Here is a 19,537-nt window from a genome sequence, read left to right on the forward strand (position 1 = left end):
GATGAATGCGCACGTGATCAGTGGTGTTCGAGCGCGAAAACGGAGCAGTTCGGTCCGTCCTCAAAGAGGCGGATCGCACGGGCCGTTGAGGGCGGGGAGCGCGCCCGGGCACACGGCCGCCGGTGCCGCCTCAACTGGAGGCCGCCGGGAACGGTGCCATAGAATACGGACCAGCCGGTTTCTTGAGGGGAACGTGCCGGAGACACTGAGCCCCGTCAGGCGCATCGTCAGGAGATCTCGAATGGCACGGCAGGAGCGCGCGATCAGGACGCGCAACGCAGTACTGACAGCCGCCGCAGCGGTCTTCGCCGAGCGCGGCTACGAGGCCGCGACGATCCAGGAGATTCTGGAGCGGGCCGCGGTGACCAAGGGCGCGCTGTACTTCCACTTCCCCTCCAAGGAGGACCTGGCGCGAGGCGTTCTGGATCATGCGGTGACCGAGCCGCCCCCCGAACAACCTCTGAAGATGCAGTCGTTCGTCGACATGGGGCTGATCCTCGCGCACCGGCTGCCGAGAGAGCCACTGTTGCGGGGTGCCGCGCGCATTGCAGCCGATCAGAGCAACCAGCGCTTCTTCGGCAAGCCGTGGCACGACTGGGTGCAGTTGACCAGCCAGCAGATCACCGCAGCTCAGGGGCAGGGTGAGGTACTTCCGCACGTCGATCCCGAGCGGACCGCCCAGACGATGGTCGGCTCCTTCACCGGCATCCAGCTGATGTCGCAGGCGGCCACCGAGATGGCCGATTTCGAGGAGCGCATCTCTCTTCTGTACGACCTGGTGCTGCCCAGCATCGCGGTGCCCGGCGTCCTCGGACGGCTGGACACCTCGCCCGAGCGCGGCGCCCGCGCCTTCGCGGAGGCCCGCGCGTCGGCCGAGGGCCACGACCCCGCGGATTCCGGACAGCCGGACGCCTTCGACGCGAGCCGGCCGGTGGCCCGGACGGCCTGACCCCGGCGCCCTCCTGCCCGTACGCCCGGGGTTCGTCCGGCACGTCCCGGGTACCCGGAGTGGCGGCACACCCGCGCCCCGGCAACCATGGGCAGGTCGAACGGAGAACGCAGATGACCGACCGCAGGCCAGAAGGACCCGCGTACACCGGCGCCTCGGGAAGCCCGCCGCCCGTCCCCGCCGACATGCCCGACCAGCAGGTGCAGGAGGGCGAGGACGCCCTTGACGTCCCCCCGCCGCCGTGGGCGGACCAGTACCGGGACGACGCCGGCGCCGACGGGGCCGACCCCGACGAGGCCGGTGCGGGTGCCCGTGCCGCCCGCAACGCGGGCGTCCACCCGGACCAGCCGACCCCGGACGAGTCGACGGGCTGAGAAGCCCGCGTCCGCCGGCGGCAGCGCGGGCGGGCCGGCGGCCCTGACGGCAGCTACCGGAAAACGAGACGCGACGAGGGGGCAACGAGAAAGGGTCCGATCGGCGTTTCCGCTGATCGGACCCTCTGTCCGGAAGTGCCCCCGGCAGGATTCGAACCTGCGCACCCGGCTCCGGAGGCCGATGCTCTATCCCCTGAGCTACGGGGGCGTATCGCGGTGTTGCTCTGCGACGGGTGAAACACTACCAGCTCCGGAGGGGTGTCCGTGAACGGGTATTTCCGCGGTGCTGGGCGATTCGCGTGGGCGGGGGAACGGGGCCGGCGCGGCCCCCGGGGGCGGAAGTGGGCAAAACCCGGACGCAGCCCCTGGGGCGCACCTACTCTCGAAACGTGTCAGGGGCGTACGGCCGCGTGCTTGTTGTGGACGACAACAAGGTCATCCGGCATCTGATCAGGGTCAACCTTGAGCTTGAGGGCTTCGAGGTCGTGACCGCGGCCGACGGTGTCGAGTGCCTGGACGTCGTGCACCGCGTGCGGCCCGACGTGATCACCCTCGACGTCATGATGCCCCGGCTCGACGGCCCCCGGACCGCCGCACGGCTCCGCGAGGACCCCCGTACCAGCGCCATTCCGGTCGCGATCATCAGCGCCTGCACCCCGCACGAGACGGATCGGGGCGTCGCCGCCGGGGTGGAGGCGTTCCTGGCGAAGCCGTTCGAGCCCAGTGAGCTGGTGCGGCTGGTGCGCCGCCTCGCCCTCCCGGAGCCGCCCTCCGCGGCGGAGGGCGGCTCCGGCGCCGGCCGGGCGGGCAGCGCCGCGCGCTGAGTACCCGCGCTCATCCCGCCCCGGCGGCCCCGGCTGCTGCCCGTATGGCGAAACGCGGTCGCGGAAGGCCCCCCTTCCTCCCCTAGGCTGGTCCCCGTGACCCCCGCCGACCTCTCCAGGACCGTGCTGCACGCCGTGCGCCGCGCGGTGGACGAGGACGCCCTGCGCGTGGCCGTGCCCGCGCGCGTACGGGTGGAGCGGACGCGCCCCGGCGGCAGCGGGGACTACGCCTGCGCCGTCGCGCTGCAGCTCGCCCGTCCGGCGGCGCTGCCCGCGCACGAGGTCGCCCGCATCCTCAAGGACCGCATCGCGGCCGAGCCCGGGATCGGGCGGGTCGAGATCACCGGGCCCGGGTTCCTCAACCTCACGCTCGACGCCTCCGCCGACGGAGCCGCCCGGGTCGCCCTCGTGCGCGAGGTGGCGGCGCGCGGCGCGGCGTACGGCCACGGGACGGCGCTGAGCGGCCGGGCGCCCCTGCTGCCGTACGCGGCCGAGGTCCGGGCCGCCGTCACCGCCGACGCCGTCGCCGCGCTGCTGCGGTCCCAGGGCGCCGCCCCGCGCACGGTCCCGACCGGACCGGCCGACCCGGCGTGGAGCGGCCTCGGGGTCGCCGCCGGTACGGAGGCCGGTACGGGCTCCGGGGCCGAAGCCGGGGCGGCCGGAACGATGCGGCCCGTGCCCGCCGGGGTGCCCGCCGCCGACCTCCTCGTACGCCTCGGGTCCGACGCCGCCCGCTGGGGGCTGCTGCGGGCCGCCGGACACGACCGGGCCGCGCTCGACGACGGGCTGCTCGTCCAGACCGCCGCCAACCCGCTCTTCCTGGTCCGCTACGCCCACTCCCGCGCCCACGCCGTCACCCGGGCCGCCCGCGCCCTCGGCCTCCGGGCCACCCCGGACGCGTACGACGACGGCGCCCGGGACGACGCGGCCCGGGACCACGGCGCCCCGGACCACACCGCCACGCGGCACCCGGCCGCCCCGGACCACGGCGCCCCCTTCGGCGAGCCCGCCGCCCTCGCGCTGGCCGCCCTCCTCGCCGACCACCCGGCGGTCCTGCTCGCCGCCGCCCGGCACCGCGCGCCCGACCGGCTCGCCCGCCACCTCGAAGCCGTCGCGCACGCCTTCTTCGACTTCCACGACGCCTGCCCCCCGCTCCCCGCCGGCGACGAGAAACCCTCGGCCGCCCACCGCTCCCGGCCGGCCCTCGCCGAAGCCACCGGGACGGTGCTGGCCGGCGGCCTGTCCCTGCTCGGTATCAGTGCGCCCGAACACCTTTGAGAGACCCGAGAGAGCAATACGATGAGCCGTTCCGCCCACCCCGCCGGACCCCGTCACGCCGACGTCGTCCCCGAGGGCCACTACGCCGCCCCGCCCGCCGACCTGAACCTCCTCGACGAGAAGGTCTGGTCGCGCACCGTCACCCGTGACGCGGACGGCGCCCTCACCGTCGGCGGCATCGGAGTCGCCCGGCTCGCCGAGGAGTTCGGCACCCCGGCGTACTTCCTCGACGAGGCCGACTTCCGGGCCCGCTGCCGCGCCTGGTCCGACGCCTTCGGGCCCGGCGCCGACGTCTACTACGCGGGCAAGGCGTTCCTCTCCCGCGCCGTCGTGCGCTGGCTCCGCGAGGAGGGGCTCAACCTCGACGTCTGCTCCGGCGGCGAGCTGACCACCGCGCTCGACGCCGGGATGCCCGCCGAGCGCATCGCCTTCCACGGCAACAACAAGACGGTCGCCGAGATCGAGCGGGCCGTGGAGGCCGGTGTCGGCCGGATCGTCCTCGACTCCTTCCAGGAGATCGTCCGCGTCGCCCACGTCGCCCAGCGGCTCGGCAAGCGCCAGCAGGTGCAGATCCGGGTCACCGTGGGCGTGGAGGCACACACCCACGAGTTCATCGCCACCGCGCACGAGGACCAGAAGTTCGGCATCGCGCTCGCCGGCGGCCTGGCCGCCGAGGCGGTCCGCCGCGCCCTCACCCTGGACGGCCTGGAGCTCACCGGCATCCACTCGCACATCGGCTCGCAGATCTTCGACATGGCCGGTTTCGAGGTCTCCGCCCGCCGCGTGGTCCAGCTCCTCGCCGAGGTGCGCGACGAGCACGGCGTCGAGCTCGCGGAGATCGACCTCGGCGGCGGCCTGGGCATCGCCTACACCTCCGACGACGACCCGCGCGAGCCGCACGAGATCGCCAAGGCGCTCGGCGACATCGTCACCCGCGAGTGCGAGGCGTCCGGCCTCGCCACCCCCCGGATCTCCGTCGAGCCGGGCCGCGCCATCGTCGGCCCTACCGCCTTCACCCTGTACGAGGTCGGCACCATCAAGCCGCTCGAAGGGCTCCGTACGTACGTCAGCGTCGACGGCGGGATGTCCGACAACATCCGCACCGCCCTCTACGACGCCGAGTACAGCGTCGCGCTCGTCTCGCGCAGCTCGGACGCCGAACCGATGCTGGTCCGGGTCGTCGGCAAGCACTGCGAGAGCGGTGACATCGTGGTGAAGGACGCGTTCCTTCCCGCCGACCTCGCGCCGGGCGACCTGATCGCCGTACCGGCCACCGGGGCGTACTGCCGCTCGATGGCGAGCAACTACAACCACGCGCTCCGCCCGCCCGTCGTCGCCGTGCGCGACGGAGAGGCGCGCGTCATCGTCAGGCGCGAGACGGAGGAAGATCTCCTGCGTCTCGATGTCGGCTGATGAAATAGATGTCTCAGAATCCGGACGGGTGACAGAATCGCCCGTCCGGTGAGTGAGACTGTTCCATACATCGGATGTAGGAGAAACGAGGTCGGATGATGCGTACGCGTCCGCTGAAGGTGGCGCTGCTGGGCTGTGGTGTGGTCGGCTCAGAGGTGGCGCGCATCATGACGACGCACGCCGACGACCTCGCCGCGCGCATCGGCGCGCCGGTCGAGCTCGCCGGCGTCGCCGTCCGCCGCCCGTCGAAGGTCCGCGAGGGCATCGACCCCGCGCTCATCACCACCGACGCCACGGCCCTGGTCAAGCGCGGCGACATCGACGTGGTCATCGAGGTCATCGGCGGCATCGAGCCCGCCCGCACCCTCATCACCACCGCCTTCGAGCACGGCGCGAGCGTCGTCTCCGCCAACAAGGCGCTCCTGGCCGAGGACGGCTCGGCCCTGCACGCCGCCGCCGGGGAGCACGGCCGCGACCTCTACTACGAGGCCGCCGTCGCCGGGGCCATCCCGCTGGTCCGCCCGCTGCGCGAGTCCCTCGCCGGCGACAAGGTCAACCGGGTGCTCGGCATCGTCAACGGCACGACCAACTTCATCCTCGACAAGATGGACACCAGCGGCGCCGGCTACTCCGAGGCGCTCGACGAGGCCACCGCCCTCGGGTACGCCGAAGCCGACCCGACCGCCGACGTCGAGGGCTTCGACGCCGCCGCGAAGGCCGCGATCCTCGCCGGGATCGCCTTCCACACCCGGGTGCGGATCGGCGAGGTGCACCGCGAGGGCATCACCGAGGTCACCGCCGCCGACATCGCCTCCGCCCGCCGCATGGGCTGCACCGTCAAGCTCCTCGCCATCTGCGAGCGGGCCGCGGACGGGCAGTCGGTCACCGCGCGCGTCCACCCCGCGATGATCCCGCTCAGCCACCCGCTGGCCTCCGTCCGCGAGGCGTACAACGCCGTCTTCGTCGAGGCCGAGGCGGCCGGGCAGCTGATGTTCTACGGCCCCGGCGCCGGCGGTTCGCCGACCGCCTCCGCGGTCCTCGGCGACCTCGTGGCCGTCTGCCGGAACAAGCTCAACGGGGCCACCGGCCCCGGCGAGTCGGCCTACACGCGCCTGCCCGTCAGCCCGATGGGCGAGGTCGTGACGCGCTACCACATCAGCCTCGACGTCGCCGACAAACCGGGCGTTCTCGCCCAGGTCGCCACGGTCTTCGCCGAGCAGGGTGTGTCGATCGATACCGTTCGTCAGCAAGGCCGTCAGGACTCGAGCGGCGAGGCTTCTCTCGTCGTCGTCACCCACCGCGCGCCCGACGCCGCCCTCTCGGCGACCGTCGAAGCGCTGCGCAAGCTCGACACCGTGCGCGGTGTCGCCAGCATCATGCGTGTTGAAGGGGAGTAAGGACCCATGACCAGCAAGGGCACCCACCAGTGGCGCGGCATCATCGAGGAGTACCGGGACCGTCTCCCGGTCACGAGCACGACGCCGGTCGTCTCGCTCCGTGAGGGCGGTACGCCGCTCGTCCCGGCGCAGGTCCTGTCCGAGCGCACGGGTTGCGAGGTGCACCTCAAGGTCGAGGGCGCCAACCCCACCGGTTCGTTCAAGGACCGCGGCATGACCATGGCCATCACCCGGGCCAAGGAGGAGGGTGCGCAGGCCGTCATCTGCGCCTCCACCGGCAACACCTCCGCCTCCGCCGCCGCGTACGCGGTGCGTGCCGGAATGGTCTGCGCCGTCCTCGTACCGCGCGGCAAGATCGCGCTCGGCAAGATGGGCCAGGCGCTCGTGCACGGCGCCAAGATCCTCCAGGTCGACGGCAACTTCGACGACTGCCTGACGCTGGCCCGCTCGCTCTCCGACAACTACCCGGTGGCGCTGGTCAATTCGGTCAACCCGGTCCGTATCGAGGGCCAGAAGACCGCCGCGTTCGAGATCGTCGACGCGCTCGGCGACGCCCCGGACATCCACGTCCTGCCGGTCGGCAACGCGGGCAACATCACGGCCTACTGGAAGGGCTACACCGAGTACGCCGGTGACGCCATGGCCACCCACCGGCCGCGCATGTGGGGCTTCCAGGCCTCCGGTTCCGCGCCCATCGTGCGCGGCGAGATCGTCAAGGACCCGGCGACGATCGCCACCGCGATCCGGATCGGCAACCCGGCCTCCTGGGACTACGCCCTGGCCGCCCGGGACGAGTCCGGCGGCTTCATCGACGAGGTGACGGACCGTCAGATCCTGTCCGCCTACCGCCTGTTGGCCGCGCAGGAGGGCGTCTTCGTGGAGCCCGCCTCGGCCGCCTCCGTCGCCGGTCTGCTCAAGGCCGCCGAAGAGGGCAAGGTCGACCCCGGCCAGCGGATCGTCTGCACCGTCACCGGCAACGGCCTCAAGGACCCCGACTGGGCCGTCGCGGGCGCACCGCAGCCCGTCACCGTCCCGGTCGACGCCGCCACCGCCGCGGAGAAGCTCGGCCTCGCCTGAGCCTCCGGGCCCAAGGGCCCCGGCGCTCCTCCCGGTTCGGCCGCGCACACCGCGCCGTTCCCGCGACACCACCGCACCGCCCGGCAGGCGAAACGCCTCCGGGCGGTGCGGTGCGGATCGGGCGGATCGGGCTCAACCCCCTTTTCCGGGGCGGAGAGCGCAAGGGACGCGTGCGACACGCATCGTGCGCCTCCCATGCGCCCTATGTCGCCACAGAACCTTCCTTCGATAAGCTGTACGTGATCGGCAGCGTCGTCACACGACCCTGTCCCGGTCGCCGTGCGGTGGCCGTGGGGTCCACCACCGGAGCACCGCCTCCCGGAAGTCGCGTTCCGGCCGACCGGACTCCCGTGTCACCACCCCGCCGCCGCAGAGTCACCCGCACGCACCGCATCCCCGCCCCAAGGAGTCCACCAGCCGATGGCCGGTCCCGCGTTCCGAGCCGCCGCCGTCAGGGTGCGCGTCCCCGCCACCAGCGCCAACCTGGGCCCGGGCTTCGACGCCCTCGGCCTGTCGCTGGGCCTCTACGACGACGTGGTCGTCCGGGTCGCCGACTCCGGCCTGCACATCGACATCGCCGGTGAGGGCGCCGACACCCTGCCCCGCGACGAGTCGCACCTGCTCGTCCGCGCCATGCGCACCGCCTTCGACCTGCTCGGCGGGCAGCCGCGCGGGCTGGAGATCGTCTGCGCCAACCGCATCCCGCACGGCCGCGGCCTCGGCTCCTCCTCCGCCGCCATCTGCGCCGGCATCGTCGCCGCCCGCGCCGTGACCACCGGCGGCGAGGCCCGCCTCGACGACGCCGCGCTGCTGGAGCTGGCCACCGAGATCGAGGGCCACCCCGACAACGTCGCCGCCTGCCTCCTCGGCGGATTCACCCTCGCGTGGATGGACGGCGGCGCGGCCCGCGCGATCCGGATGGACCCGGCCGCCCCGGTCGTGCCGGTGGTCTTCGTACCGGGCAAGCCGGTGCTCACCGAGACCGCCCGCGGACTGCTGCCCCGCCAGGTCCCGCACGTCGACGCCGCCGCCAACGCCGGCCGCGCCGCGCTGCTCGTCGAGGCGCTGACCCGGCGCCCCGAGCTGCTGCTGGCCGCCACCGAGGACCGGCTCCACCAGGAATACCGGGGCCCGGCGATGCCGGAGAGCCTCGAACTGGTGCACCGGCTGCGCGCCGACGGCGTCCCCGCCGTCATCTCCGGCGCCGGGCCCACGGTTCTCGCTCTCACGGAGGAAGGCGCCGCCGACAAGGTGGCCCGCCTCGCGGGTGAGGGATGGGCCGCGAACCGGCTCGCGCTCGACGGTCCCGGCGCGTGCGTGCTGCCGCTCGCGCCGTAAGCAGAGGGATTGCCGGTGACAGAGAGGGGGAATATTTGTTGGAGCCGGTAGTGTTAATCTCAAGTCGGCAATCGACGTCCCAGCGACGCGTTGCTTCGTGTCCCCTTCAGGGACCACCTTTCTTCCGGGAGCCTCCCCAACTGCCTGATCAGCCTGTCTGAGCAGTTTCGAGCACGCTCCGGAACCGGCACGACACCCCACGTTCGTCCATCAGTGGGCCGAGCAGGGGGAGCTCGCGTCGGACCCCGCACGTTCATCTCTCCGCCGCACCCGGCGGACCACCGCCCCGGCCCGGTCCGCGATCGAAAAGATCACCAACCGAATGCCGGACAGCACAACCGGTCGCCGAGCCAGAAGGCCGACGTCCGCTCCAGGGAAGGACCCTTCGTGAGCGACACCACCGATCTGATGGGCGTGACTGCCGACAAGAGCGTCGACAGCGCCGCGCCCGCCGAAGGTGCTGCCACTGGCACCACCGCACGGCGCCGCCGCTCCGGCACCGGCCTTGACGGCATGGTCCTGGCCGAGCTGCAGCAGGTCGCGTCCGGCCTCGGCATCAGGGGCACCGCGCGCATGCGCAAGAGCCAGCTGATCGAGGTCATCAAGGAGGCGCAGGCCGGCAAGGCCCCCGCCGCCAAGGCCGCCGCCAAGGCGCCCGCCGCCGGGACGGACGCGGAGAGCAAGCCCAAGCGCCGCGCCACCTCCAAGGCGCGCACGGGCGACGAGGCCGCCGCCCCGGCCGAGAAGCCGGCTGCCCAGCAGCAGATCGACATCCCCGGCCAGCCCGCCAGCGACGACCAGCCCGCGGGCGAGCGCCGCCGGCGCCGCGCCACCGCGCAGGCCGGTGCCCCCGAGGCCAAGGCCGAGCCGAAACAGGACGACCGCGCCGCCGAGGCCAAGCAGGACGACCGCGCCGAGGCGAAGGGCGACGCCCGCGCCGAGTCGGCCGCCGACACCGCCGAGGGCCGTCGCGGCGACCGCCAGGACCGTCAGCGCGGCGACCGCGGTGACCGCCGCGACCGCCAGCGCGACCGCCGGGGCAAGGGCGACGACCAGGGCCAGCAGCGCCAGGGTCAGGGCCAGTCGCAGCGTCAGGGCCAGGGCCAGACCCAGGGTCAGGGCCAGGGCCAGGGCGGCGGCCAGGGCCAGCAGCACCGCGACAACGGTCCGCAGGACGACTTCGACGACGAGGGCGGCCGCCGCGGCCGTCGTGGCCGCTACCGCGACCGCCGCGGCCGTCGCGGCCGCGAGGACTTCCAGAGCGACGTGCAGGTGGCCGACGACGACGTCCTGATCCCCGTCGCGGGCATCCTGGACATCCTCGACAACTACGCGTTCATCCGGACCTCCGGCTACCTCCCGGGCCCGAACGACGTGTACGTCTCGCTCGCCCAGGTCCGCAAGAACGGCCTGCGCAAGGGTGACCACGTCACCGGCGCCGTGCGCCAGCCCAAGGACGGCGAGCGCCGCGAGAAGTTCAACGCCCTCGTGCGCCTCGACACCGTCAACGGCATGGCGCCCGAATCCGGCCGTGGACGCCCGGAGTTCCAGAAGCTGACTCCGCTGTACCCGCAGGACCGGCTCCGCCTGGAGACCGACTCCAACGTCCTGACGACGCGGATCATCGACCTGGTCGCCCCGATCGGCAAGGGCCAGCGCGGACTGATCGTGGCCCCGCCGAAGACCGGTAAGACCATGATCCTCCAGGCCATCGCCAACGCGATCACGGTCAACAGCCCCGAGTGCCACCTGATGGTCGTCCTCGTGGACGAGCGTCCGGAAGAGGTCACCGACATGCAGCGGTCGGTGAAGGGCGAGGTCATCTCCTCGACCTTCGACCGTCCCGCCGAGGACCACACCACCGTCGCCGAACTGGCCATCGAGCGGGCCAAGCGCCTGGTCGAGCTGGGTCACGACGTGGTCGTCCTGCTCGACTCGATCACCCGCCTGGGCCGCGCGTACAACCTCGCGGCGCCGGCCTCCGGCCGCATCCTGTCCGGTGGTGTCGACTCGACCGCGCTGTACCCGCCGAAGCGCTTCTTCGGTGCCGCGCGCAACATCGAGGACGGCGGCTCGCTGACCATCCTGGCCACCGCGCTCGTCGAGACCGGCTCGCGCATGGACGAGGTGATCTTCGAGGAGTTCAAGGGCACCGGCAACATGGAGCTCAAGCTCGACCGGAAGCTCTCGGACAAGCGCATCTTCCCGGCCGTCGACGTCGACGCGTCCAGTACCCGCAAGGAAGAGATCCTGCTGGGCAGCGACGAGCTGGCCATCACCTGGAAGCTGCGCCGCGTGCTCCACGCGCTCGACCAGCAGCAGGCGATCGAGCTCCTGCTGGACCGGATGAAGAAGACCCAGTCCAACGCGGAGTTCCTGCTCCAGATCCAGAAGACGACGCCGTCGCCGGGCAACAACAACGACTGACGTCCGCACCGCAGTTGACCGAAGCCGCCCCCGTCGCACCCGCGACGGGGGCGGCTTCGTCGTGCGTGGGGGACATACGGGGCGTATCCGAGACCTTCACCACACCCAGGGTGACCGCCCCGGGGGTGCCCCGAAGCGTGCATGGGGAAGGAAACCGCAGGTGAGCGCGGTGTCACCGGTAGTTCTCCAGGTCCGCCCCCCACCCGTTCGGCCGTACGGTGGTCACAGGGCGTTGTGACACCCTTCTTGGTGCTTCGGCGTCCATCCGAGAGACGACCCGACCGTGCCGGGACCACACCGGCAGGGGGGAGCAGGGAGCAGCGGGGAACCTGGAACGAGGGAACACCATGAGCGAGCAGAGCAGAGGTACGGGCCGCATACGCGGCACCGGCAGCCGGCGCAGAAAGCCCTCGCGCCGGCGCCGGGTGAAGACGGTGGTGGCCTGGACGGCGGCGGGGGTCGTGGTCCTCGGCGGATCGGGCCTCGCCTACGCGTACTTCGCGCTCGACGGCAACCTCAAGGGCGTCGACATCAACGCCGCCCTCGGCACGGACCGCCCGGACGACGTCGACGACGGCTCCGAGGACATCCTGGTGCTCGGCTCGGACTCCCGCTCCGGCGCCAACGCCGAGTACGGCAAGGACCAGGGCGGCGCCCGTTCGGACACCGCGATGGTCGTGCACGTCAACAAGGGCCACACGTCGGCCAGCATCGTCTCGATCCCGCGCGACACGATCGTCGACCGGCCCGCCTGCACCGACCCCGACACCGGGCAGCAGGCCCCCGCGGCCACCGGCCAGATGTTCAACTCGGCCTACCAGGTGGGCGGTCCGGCCTGCACGGTGAAGACCGTCGAGGCGATGTCCGGCATCCGCATGGACCACTACGTCGAGGTCGACTTCACCGGCTTCAAGAAGCTCGTCGACCAGCTGGGCGGTGTCGAGATCACCACCGGCGAGGCGATCGACGACCCCGGCAGCCACCTCGACCTCGCCCCCGGCACGCACACCCTCGACGGCGAACAGGCCCTCGGCCTCGTCCGTACCCGCAAGAGCGTCGGCGACGGCAGCGACCTCGGCCGCATCCAGCTCCAGCAGGCGTTCGTCAAGGCGTTGATGAAGCAGGTCAAGTCGGTGGGCGTGTTCACCAACCCCGCCAAGCTGTTCGGGCTGGCGAACACCGCCACCAAGGCCATCACCACCGACTCCGACCTCGCCTCGGTCACCAAGCTCACCGGATTCGCGAACGGGCTCAAGGGCCTCGACGCCAACGACGTCGACATGGTCACCCTGCCCGTCCAGTACGACCCGGCGGACCCCAACCGGGTCGTCCCGCTGGAGAAGGGCGCGCAGGAGGTCTGGAAGGCGCTGCGCGCCGACACCGCGATCCCCGCCTCCGCCACCGCGGACTCGGCCGGCGACAAGGGTTCCGCGAGCACCGTCGTGCACTGACCGTCGTGCACTGACGGCTCCCCCGGGACACCGCCGCCGCACCCCGGCCGGTCCGGCCGGGAATAGACCGGCCCGTACCCCCGTTTTGGGAGATACGGCCGGTCCTGGCAGACTGGTACGTCGGCCCCGGTTCACGGACGCGCAATCCGCGCGGACGACCCGGAGCCCTCCCGAAACTAGGAGACACCTTGAAGCGCGACATTCACCCCACGTACGTCGAGACGCAGGTCAGCTGCACCTGTGGCGCGTCGTTCACCACCCGGAGCACCATCGACAACGGCACCATCCGTGCCGACGTCTGCTCCGAGTGCCACCCGTTCTACACGGGCAAGCAGAAGATCCTCGACACCGGCGGCCGTGTGGCCCGCTTCGAGGCCCGCTTCGGCAAGGGTGCAGGCTCCGCCGCCAAGTAGCGAGCCACAGCGCCGGTTCTCGGGCGCCCTCTCGGGGGCGGCGGGAACCGGCGTTTTTTCCGGTCGGGTCCTGGGGCGACCCGGGGCCCGACCGGCACCTTCCTCCAGCAGGCCCGTAGGGCGTGTGTCGAAAGTGGCGCCTGTCCGGCGACGCCCGGCACGCACGCTCGCCGCGTTGTCGGGAGCACCCCGATACATCCAGTATCGGGGCGACCCTCCGCCTTGCGATCGCACGCACCGGACGCCGCCGGACCCGCCCTCCGGGCGGACGGCGCCACTTTCGACACACGCCCCAGTCACCCCCACCCAGGAGCCCGAAGATGTTCGAGGCGGTCGAGGAACTGATCGGTGAACACGCCGATCTCGAGAAGAAGCTCGCCGACCCGTCGGTCCACGCGGATCAGGCCAACGCGCGCAAGCTCAACAAGCGCTACGCGGAGCTGACCCCGATCGTCTCCACGTACCGGTCCTGGAAGCGGACCGGTGACGACATCGTGACCGCACGCGAGTTCGCCGCCGACGACCCCGACTTCGCCGCCGAGGTCAAGGAGCTGGAGAAGCAGCGCGAGGAGCTCACCGAGCGCCTGCGCCTCCTTCTCGTTCCGCGCGACCCGAGCGACGACAAGGACGTGCTCCTGGAGATCAAGGCGGGTGCGGGCGGCGACGAGTCGGCCCTGTTCGCCGGTGACCTGCTCCGCATGTACCTCCGCTACGCCGAGCGCATCGGGTGGAAGACCGAGATCATCGACTCCACCGAGTCCGAGCTCGGCGGCTACAAGGACGTCCAGGTCGCCGTGAAGACCAAGGGCGGCAACGGCGCCACCGAGCCCGGCCAGGGCGTCTGGGCCCGGATGAAGTACGAGGGCGGCGTGCACCGCGTGCAGCGCGTGCCCTCCACCGAGTCCCAGGGCCGCATCCACACCTCCGCCGCCGGCGTCCTCGTGACCCCCGAGGCCGAGGAGGTCGAGGTCGAGATCCACGCCAACGACCTGCGCATCGACGTCTACCGGTCCTCCGGCCCCGGCGGCCAGTCCGTCAACACGACCGACTCCGCCGTCCGCATCACGCACCTGCCGACCGGCGTCGTCGCCTCCTGCCAGAACGAGAAGAGCCAGCTCCAGAACAAGGAGCAGGCCATGCGCATCCTGCGGTCCCGGCTGCTCGCCGCCGCCCAGGAGGCCGCCGAGCAGGAAGCCTCCGACGTACGCCGCAGCCAGGTGCGCACCGTCGACCGCTCCGAGAAGATCCGCACGTACAACTTCCCGGAAAACCGGATCTCGGACCACCGCGTCGGCTTCAAGGCGTACAACTTGGACCAGGTCCTCGACGGGGACCTCGACGCGGTGATCCAGGCGTGCGTCGACGCCGACTCCGCCGCCAAGCTCGCCAACGCCTGATTCCGCCCGCCCCGCCCGTGAACCCGTACGGAGATCCGCGATGAACCTGCTGCTCGCCGAGGTGGCCCAGGCCACCCAGCGGCTGGCCGACGCCGGTGTCCCTTCGCCGCGATTCGATGCCGAGGAGCTCGCGGCCTTCGTCCACGGAGTCAAGCGGGGCGAGCTGCACCGGGTGCCGGACGCGGACTTCGACGCGCGCTACTGGGAGACCATCGCGCGCCGCGAGAACCGCGAACCCCTCCAGCACATCACCGGCCGCGCCTTCTTCCGCTACCTGGAGCTCCAGGTCGGCCCCGGGGTGTTCGTGCCGCGCCCGGAGACCGAGTCGGTCGTCGGCTGGGCCATAGACGCGGTCCGCGCGATGGACGTCGTCGAGCCGCTCATCGTCGACCTCTGCACCGGCTCCGGCGCCATCGCCCTCGCCATGGCCCAGGAGGTGCCGCGCTCGCGCGTGCACGCCGTGGAGCTGTCCGAGGACGCCCTCACGTGGACCAGGAAGAACGCCGAGGGGTCCAGGGTCACCGTGCACCGCGGAGACGCCCTGAGCGCCCTTCCCGAGCTCGACGGCCAGGTCGACCTGGTGATCTCCAACCCGCCGTACATCCCGCTCACCGAGTGGGAGTACGTCGCGCCCGAGGCCCGCGACCACGACCCGCAGATGGCGCTGTTCTCCGGCGAGGACGGCCTCGACACCATCCGCGGCATCGAGCGCACCGCGCACCGCCTGCTCCGCCCCGGCGGCCTCGTCGTCATCGAGCACGCCGACACCCAGGGCGGCCAGGTCCCCTGGATCTTCACCGAGGAACGCGGCTGGGCCGACGCGGCCGACCACCCGGACCTCAACAACCGGCCGCGGTTCGCGACCGCCCGCAAGGCCATGCCGTGACCCGCGCAGCGGCCCCGTGCCCGCACTGCCCGCACTGCCCGCACCACCTTTACCCGTACCCGCTTGAGGAGGCCGGCTGATGGCACGGCGATACGACTGCAACGACGCGACCGACCGTACGACCGGGCTGCGTGAAGCCGCCTCGGCGGTCCGTCGTGGCGAACTGGTCGTGCTGCCCACCGACACCGTGTACGGCATCGGTGCGGACGCCTTCTCCTCGGAGGCCGTCGCGGACCTGCTGGACGCCAAGGGCCGCGGGCGCAACATGCCCACCCCGGTCCTCATCGGCTCCCCGAACACGCTGCACGGCCTGGTCACCGACTTCTCCGAGCAGGCGTGGGAGCTCGTCGACGCCTTCTGGCCCGGCGCCCTCACCCTCGTCGCCAAGCACCAGCCGTCGCTCCAGTGGGACCTCGGCGACACCCGCGGCACCGTCGCCGTCCGGATGCCGCTGCACCCGGTCGCCATCGAGCTCCTCACCGAGGTCGGCCCGATGGGCGTCTCCAGCGCCAACCTCACCGGCCACCCGTCCCCGGAGACCTGCGACGCCGCCCAGGAGATGCTCGGGGACTCCGTCTCCGTCTACCTCGACGGCGGCCCCACCCCGGGCAACGTCCCGTCCTCCATCGTCGACGTCACCGGCAAGGTCCCGGTCCTGCTGCGCGCCGGCGCCCTGTCCGTCGAGGAACTGCGCAAGGTGGTACCCGACCTCGAGGTGGCCAATTGACCGCCCCTGAGGGGCGTGGCATAGCGGGGCAGACCGACCACTTCCGCATTCTCCACGTCAGCACCGGCAACGTCTGCCGCTCGCCCATCACCGAGCGGCTGACCCGCCATGCCCTCGTGGACCGCCTCGGCGATCCGCTCCAGGGCGGCCTCATCGTGGAGAGCGCAGGCACCTGGGGGCACGAAGGCGCCCCCATGGAGGCGAACGCCGAGATCGTCCTCGCCGATTTCGGCGCGGACGCCACCGGCTTCGTCGGCCGCGAGCTCCTCGACGAGCACGTGATCCGCGCCGACCTGGTGCTGACCGCGACCCGCGACCACCGCGCGCAGGTCATCTCGATGGGCCACTCCGCCGGCCTGCGCACCTTCACCCTGAAGGAGTTCACCCGGCTCGTGCGGGCCATAGACCCCGCCACCCTGCCGGACGCCCACGACGAGGGCGTGGTCGAGCGTGCCCGCGCCCTGGTGCGCGCCGCCGCCGCGCTGCGCGGCTGGCTGCTGGCCCCGAACGCCGACGCCGACGAGGTGTACGACCCGTACGGCGCCCCGATCACCTTCTTCCGTTCGATCGGCGACGAGATCAACCAGGCGCTCGACCCGGTCGTCACCGCGCTCACCGGCGTGCCCGCGCACCACTGAGACGCACCCCGGGACGCACCACCGGGACGTACTCCGGCCGGGGGCGTCCGCCCTTGCGCCGACCGGCCCCACCGGCCCTTTCGCGGCGGGCGTACGGGCGTCCACCGGCCTACATTGGATGCGAAGCCCCCCACCGCACTCCTCCAGGCCCGGAGCCGTCAGATGCCGGTCAGCACCCCCACCGCACCCCTGCCGCCCGCCGCTCCGCAGGGGGACCTCGGCCCGCTGCCGCGGACCGACCCGGAGATCGCCGAGGTGCTCCGGGACGAGGCCTTCCGACAGGCCGGTTCGCTCCAGCTGATCGCCGCCGAGAATTTCAGCTCCCCCGCCGTCCTCGCCGCGCTCGCCTCGCCGCTCGCCAACAAGTACGCCGAGGGCTACCCGGGCGCCCGCCACCACGGCGGCTGCGACCACGCGGACGCCGCCGAACGCATCGCGGTCTCCCGCGCCACCGCCCTCTTCGGCGCCGAGCACGCCAACGTCCAGCCGCACTCCGGCTCCTCCGCCGTGCTCGCCGCCTACGCCGCCCTGCTGCGCCCCGGCGACGCAGTGCTGGCCATGGGCCTGACCTCCGGCGGCCACCTCACGCACGGGTCGCCGGGCAACTTCTCCGGACGCTGGTTCGACTTCACCGGATACGGCGTCGACCCGGACACCGGCCTGATCGACTACGACCGGGTACGCGCCCTGGCCCGCGCCCGCCGGCCCAAGGCGATCGTCTGCGGCTCGATCTCCTACCCCCGCCACCCCGACTACGCCCTCTTCCGCGAGATCGCCGACGAGGTCGGCGCCCGCCTGATCGTCGACGCCGCGCACCCGATGGGGCTGATCGCCGGGGGAGCGGCGCCCAACCCGGTGCGTCACGCCGACGTGGTCTGCGCCACCACGCACAAGGTGCTGCGCGGGCCGCGCGGCGGGATGCTGCTCTGCCGGGCGGAGCTGGCCGGACGGATCGACCGCGCGGTCTTCCCGTTCACCCAGGGCGGGGCGCAGATGCACACCATCGCCGCGAAGGCCGTCGCGTTCGGGGAGGCGGCGACGCCCGCGTACGCGATGTACGCGCACCGGGTCGTCGCCAACGCCCGGGTGCTCGCCGCCGCGCTGGAGGCGGAGGGGTTCGAGGTGGCGACCGGCGGCACCGACACCCACCTGGTGCTGGCCGACCCGGCGCCGCTCGGCGTCGACGCACGGACCGCCCGCGACCGCCTCGCCGCCGCCGGCATGGTCCTGGACACGTGCGCGCTGCCGCACGCCGGAGCCGCCGCCCTCACGGACGGCCACGGCCGGGGCATCCGGCTGGGCACGGCCGCGGTCACCACCCAGGGCATGGACGAGGCGGACATGGCCCGGATCGCCGTCCTGCTCGCCGACGCGGTCCGGGACGGGGCCGACCATGATCGTATCCGGGCCGAAGTGCGGGGATTCACCGAGCGGTATCCGCTCCATCAGGGGTAGCCGGAAACTGTGGAACCGTCACCCGTTCCCTGATGTCCTTGCTCGTGGGGCTAGGGTGTGGGGCTGAGATGGCCGGCGAAATCTGTGGGGCAGCCCGTGCGTGATTACCTGCTGACGCTGTGTGTCGCGGCCGCAGTGACCTATCTGCTGACCGGACCGGTGCGGAAGTTCGCCATCGCGATCGGGGCCATGCCCGCGATCCGCGCGCGCGACGTCCACCGGGAACCGACACCGCGGCTCGGTGGCATCGCCATGTTCGGCGGACTGTGCGCGGGGCTGATCGTCGCCTCGCACCTGTTCAACCTCGGCGGGGTCTTCGAACTCTCCAACGAACCGAGGGCGTTGCTCTCGGGTGCGGCGCTGATCTGGCTGATCGGCGTCCTGGACGACAAGTTCGAGATCGACGCCCTGATCAAGCTCGGCGGCCAGATGATCGCCGCGGCCGTCATGGTCATCCAGGGCCTGACGATCCTCTGGCTGCCGATCCCCGGCGTCGGGACGGTGGCGCTCACCCCCTGGCAGGGCACCCTGCTCACGGTCGCCCTGGTCGTCATCACGATCAACGCGGTGAACTTCGTCGACGGCCTCGACGGCCTCGCCGCCGGCATGGTCTGCATCGCCGCCGCCGCGTTCTTCCTGTACACCTACCGCCTCTGGTACGGCTACGGCATCGAGGCCGCCGCCCCCGCCACGCTCTTCGCCGCGATCCTCATGGGCATGTGCCTGGGCTTCCTGCCGCACAACATGCACCCCGCCCGGATCTTCATGGGCGACTCCGGTTCGATGCTGATCGGTCTGGTGCTCGCCGCCGGCGCGATCTCGGTGACCGGCCAGGTCGACCCGGACGCGATGAAGCTCTTCGAGGGGAGCGAGCGGCAGGCCACCCACGCGATGCTGCCGGTCTTCATCCCGCTGCTGCTGCCGCTGACGATCATCGCGATCCCCGCCGCCGACCTCGTGCTCGCGATCGTGCGGCGCACCTGGAACGGCCAGTCGCCGTTCGCCGCCGACCGCGGCCACCTGCACCACCGGCTGCTGGAGATCGGCCACTCGCACAGCCGGTCCGTGCTGATCATGTACTTCTGGTCGGCGCTGATCGCCTTCGGCGCCGTCGGGTACTCGGTGCACTCGGCGTCGATGTGGATCGTGCTGGTGATCGTCTTCCTCAGCGCCGTCGGGCTGGTGCTGCTCCTGCTGCCGCGCTTCACGCCGCGCGCGCCGCGCTGGGCGAACTCCCTGGTGCCGCCCCGCTATCGGCGCCGGCGGCGGGTCGTCCTGCCCGAGGGGCCCCACGAGGAGTTGCCCGACGAGGGAGCGGCCGCTCCGGAAGTCCACGGCTCGCACCTCGCGGACGAGGACTCCGAGGGCGTACGGGTCGCGGTGGGCGTCTCCGGCGTCAACGGAGCGACCGCGATCGGCACTCGTTCGCGGTTCTCCGATCGACGCAAAGCCGATTCCTCGCGTTGACCTTTCGGACGCGGTAGCCGTTACCA

The 19,537-nt window shown here is 72.2% G+C and carries 17 protein-coding genes and 1 tRNA gene; 17 read left to right on the top strand and 1 reads right to left on the bottom strand.

The window, feature by feature from the left end:
* The first annotated feature begins 241 nt into the window (after positions 1–241).
* Both OG599_RS23655 and OG599_RS23660 read left to right on the top strand, forming a co-directional pair.
* The gene (locus OG599_RS23655) at positions 242–949 is read left to right on the top strand and encodes a ScbR family autoregulator-binding transcription factor (protein ID WP_327177978.1); all 708 of its coding nucleotides are present in this window, start codon (positions 242–244) and stop codon (positions 947–949) included.
* A gap of 113 nt (positions 950–1,062) precedes the next feature.
* Positions 1,063–1,323, top strand: coding sequence for a hypothetical protein (locus OG599_RS23660; protein ID WP_327177979.1), 261 nt, complete (start codon positions 1,063–1,065; stop codon positions 1,321–1,323).
* A 136-nt stretch (positions 1,324–1,459) separates the two neighbouring features.
* Here OG599_RS23660 and OG599_RS23665 read toward each other — a convergent pair.
* A tRNA-Arg gene (locus OG599_RS23665) sits at positions 1,460–1,531 on the bottom strand.
* A gap of 133 nt (positions 1,532–1,664) precedes the next feature.
* Here OG599_RS23665 and OG599_RS23670 point away from each other — a divergent pair.
* From OG599_RS23670 to OG599_RS23740, 15 genes are all read left to right on the top strand, one after another.
* On the top strand, positions 1,665–2,147 hold the full coding sequence (locus OG599_RS23670) for a response regulator (RefSeq protein ID WP_327177980.1): 483 nt from the start codon (positions 1,665–1,667) through the stop codon (positions 2,145–2,147).
* Positions 2,148–2,243: 96 nt separating this feature from the next.
* On the top strand, positions 2,244–3,425 hold the full coding sequence (gene nrtL / locus OG599_RS23675; protein ID WP_327177981.1) for an ArgS-related anticodon-binding protein NrtL: 1,182 nt from the start codon (positions 2,244–2,246) through the stop codon (positions 3,423–3,425).
* A gap of 21 nt (positions 3,426–3,446) precedes the next feature.
* Positions 3,447–4,838, top strand: coding sequence for a diaminopimelate decarboxylase (gene lysA / locus OG599_RS23680; RefSeq protein ID WP_327177982.1), 1,392 nt, complete (start codon positions 3,447–3,449; stop codon positions 4,836–4,838).
* Between the two features lie 95 nt (positions 4,839–4,933).
* Entirely contained in the window at positions 4,934–6,235 is a 1,302-nt protein-coding gene (locus OG599_RS23685; RefSeq protein WP_327177983.1) for a homoserine dehydrogenase, read from the top strand.
* Positions 6,236–6,241: 6 nt separating this feature from the next.
* Positions 6,242–7,312, top strand: coding sequence for a threonine synthase (gene thrC / locus OG599_RS23690; RefSeq protein ID WP_327177984.1), 1,071 nt, complete (start codon positions 6,242–6,244; stop codon positions 7,310–7,312).
* Positions 7,313–7,732: 420 nt separating this feature from the next.
* Positions 7,733–8,650: a homoserine kinase gene (gene thrB, locus OG599_RS23695; protein WP_327177985.1), complete on the top strand. Its 918-nt coding sequence runs from the start codon at positions 7,733–7,735 to the stop codon at positions 8,648–8,650.
* Between the two features lie 387 nt (positions 8,651–9,037).
* Entirely contained in the window at positions 9,038–11,077 is a 2,040-nt protein-coding gene (gene rho, locus OG599_RS23700; RefSeq protein ID WP_327177986.1) for a transcription termination factor Rho, read from the top strand.
* A gap of 347 nt (positions 11,078–11,424) precedes the next feature.
* On the top strand, positions 11,425–12,528 hold the full coding sequence (locus OG599_RS23705; protein WP_327177987.1) for an LCP family protein: 1,104 nt from the start codon (positions 11,425–11,427) through the stop codon (positions 12,526–12,528).
* 188 nt (positions 12,529–12,716) lie between these two features.
* Complete coding sequence (gene rpmE / locus OG599_RS23710; RefSeq protein WP_327177988.1) at positions 12,717–12,941, top strand: 50S ribosomal protein L31; 225 nt, start codon at positions 12,717–12,719, stop codon at positions 12,939–12,941.
* A 320-nt stretch (positions 12,942–13,261) separates the two neighbouring features.
* Positions 13,262–14,338, top strand: coding sequence for a peptide chain release factor 1 (gene prfA / locus OG599_RS23715; protein ID WP_327177989.1), 1,077 nt, complete (start codon positions 13,262–13,264; stop codon positions 14,336–14,338).
* A gap of 40 nt (positions 14,339–14,378) precedes the next feature.
* The gene (gene prmC / locus OG599_RS23720; protein ID WP_266709130.1) at positions 14,379–15,224 is read left to right on the top strand and encodes a peptide chain release factor N(5)-glutamine methyltransferase; all 846 of its coding nucleotides are present in this window, start codon (positions 14,379–14,381) and stop codon (positions 15,222–15,224) included.
* Positions 15,225–15,303: 79 nt separating this feature from the next.
* Positions 15,304–15,951, top strand: coding sequence for an L-threonylcarbamoyladenylate synthase (locus OG599_RS23725; protein WP_327177990.1), 648 nt, complete (start codon positions 15,304–15,306; stop codon positions 15,949–15,951).
* Positions 15,948–16,589 carry an arsenate reductase/protein-tyrosine-phosphatase family protein gene (locus tag OG599_RS23730; RefSeq protein WP_327177991.1) on the top strand — a complete coding sequence of 214 codons (642 nt, stop codon included), beginning with the start codon at positions 15,948–15,950 and terminating at the stop codon, positions 16,587–16,589. Before OG599_RS23725 ends, OG599_RS23730 begins: the two co-directional genes overlap by 4 nt.
* Before the next feature lie 162 nt (positions 16,590–16,751).
* Positions 16,752–18,044, top strand: coding sequence for a serine hydroxymethyltransferase (glyA, locus tag OG599_RS23735; RefSeq protein WP_327177992.1), 1,293 nt, complete (start codon positions 16,752–16,754; stop codon positions 18,042–18,044).
* A gap of 84 nt (positions 18,045–18,128) precedes the next feature.
* Positions 18,129–19,511 (top strand): MraY family glycosyltransferase, encoded by a 1,383-nt coding sequence (locus OG599_RS23740; RefSeq protein ID WP_327177993.1) that lies wholly within the window; start codon positions 18,129–18,131, stop codon positions 19,509–19,511.
* Positions 19,512–19,537: the final 26 nt, after the last annotated feature.

Origin of the sequence: Streptomyces sp. NBC_01335 (genome assembly GCF_035953295.1) — a bacterium.
GTDB lineage: Bacteria > Actinomycetota > Actinomycetes > Streptomycetales > Streptomycetaceae > Streptomyces.

Excerpts from the sequence above, each read along its gene's own strand:
- OG599_RS23655 (WP_327177978.1), top strand. The coding sequence starts at position 242 with ATGGCACGGCAGGAGCGCGCGATCAGGACGCGCAACGCAGTACTGACA.
- OG599_RS23660 (WP_327177979.1), top strand. The coding sequence starts at position 1,063 with ATGACCGACCGCAGGCCAGAAGGACCCGCGTACACCGGCGCCTCGGGA.
- lysA (WP_327177982.1), top strand. The coding sequence starts at position 3,447 with ATGAGCCGTTCCGCCCACCCCGCCGGACCCCGTCACGCCGACGTCGTC.
- OG599_RS23685 (WP_327177983.1), top strand. The coding sequence starts at position 4,934 with ATGATGCGTACGCGTCCGCTGAAGGTGGCGCTGCTGGGCTGTGGTGTG.
- thrC (WP_327177984.1), top strand. The coding sequence starts at position 6,242 with ATGACCAGCAAGGGCACCCACCAGTGGCGCGGCATCATCGAGGAGTAC.
- thrB (WP_327177985.1), top strand. The coding sequence starts at position 7,733 with ATGGCCGGTCCCGCGTTCCGAGCCGCCGCCGTCAGGGTGCGCGTCCCC.
- OG599_RS23705 (WP_327177987.1), top strand. The coding sequence starts at position 11,425 with ATGAGCGAGCAGAGCAGAGGTACGGGCCGCATACGCGGCACCGGCAGC.
- prfA (WP_327177989.1), top strand. The coding sequence starts at position 13,262 with ATGTTCGAGGCGGTCGAGGAACTGATCGGTGAACACGCCGATCTCGAG.
- prmC (WP_266709130.1), top strand. The coding sequence starts at position 14,379 with ATGAACCTGCTGCTCGCCGAGGTGGCCCAGGCCACCCAGCGGCTGGCC.
- OG599_RS23725 (WP_327177990.1), top strand. The coding sequence starts at position 15,304 with ATGGCACGGCGATACGACTGCAACGACGCGACCGACCGTACGACCGGG.
- glyA (WP_327177992.1), top strand. The coding sequence starts at position 16,752 with ATGCCGGTCAGCACCCCCACCGCACCCCTGCCGCCCGCCGCTCCGCAG.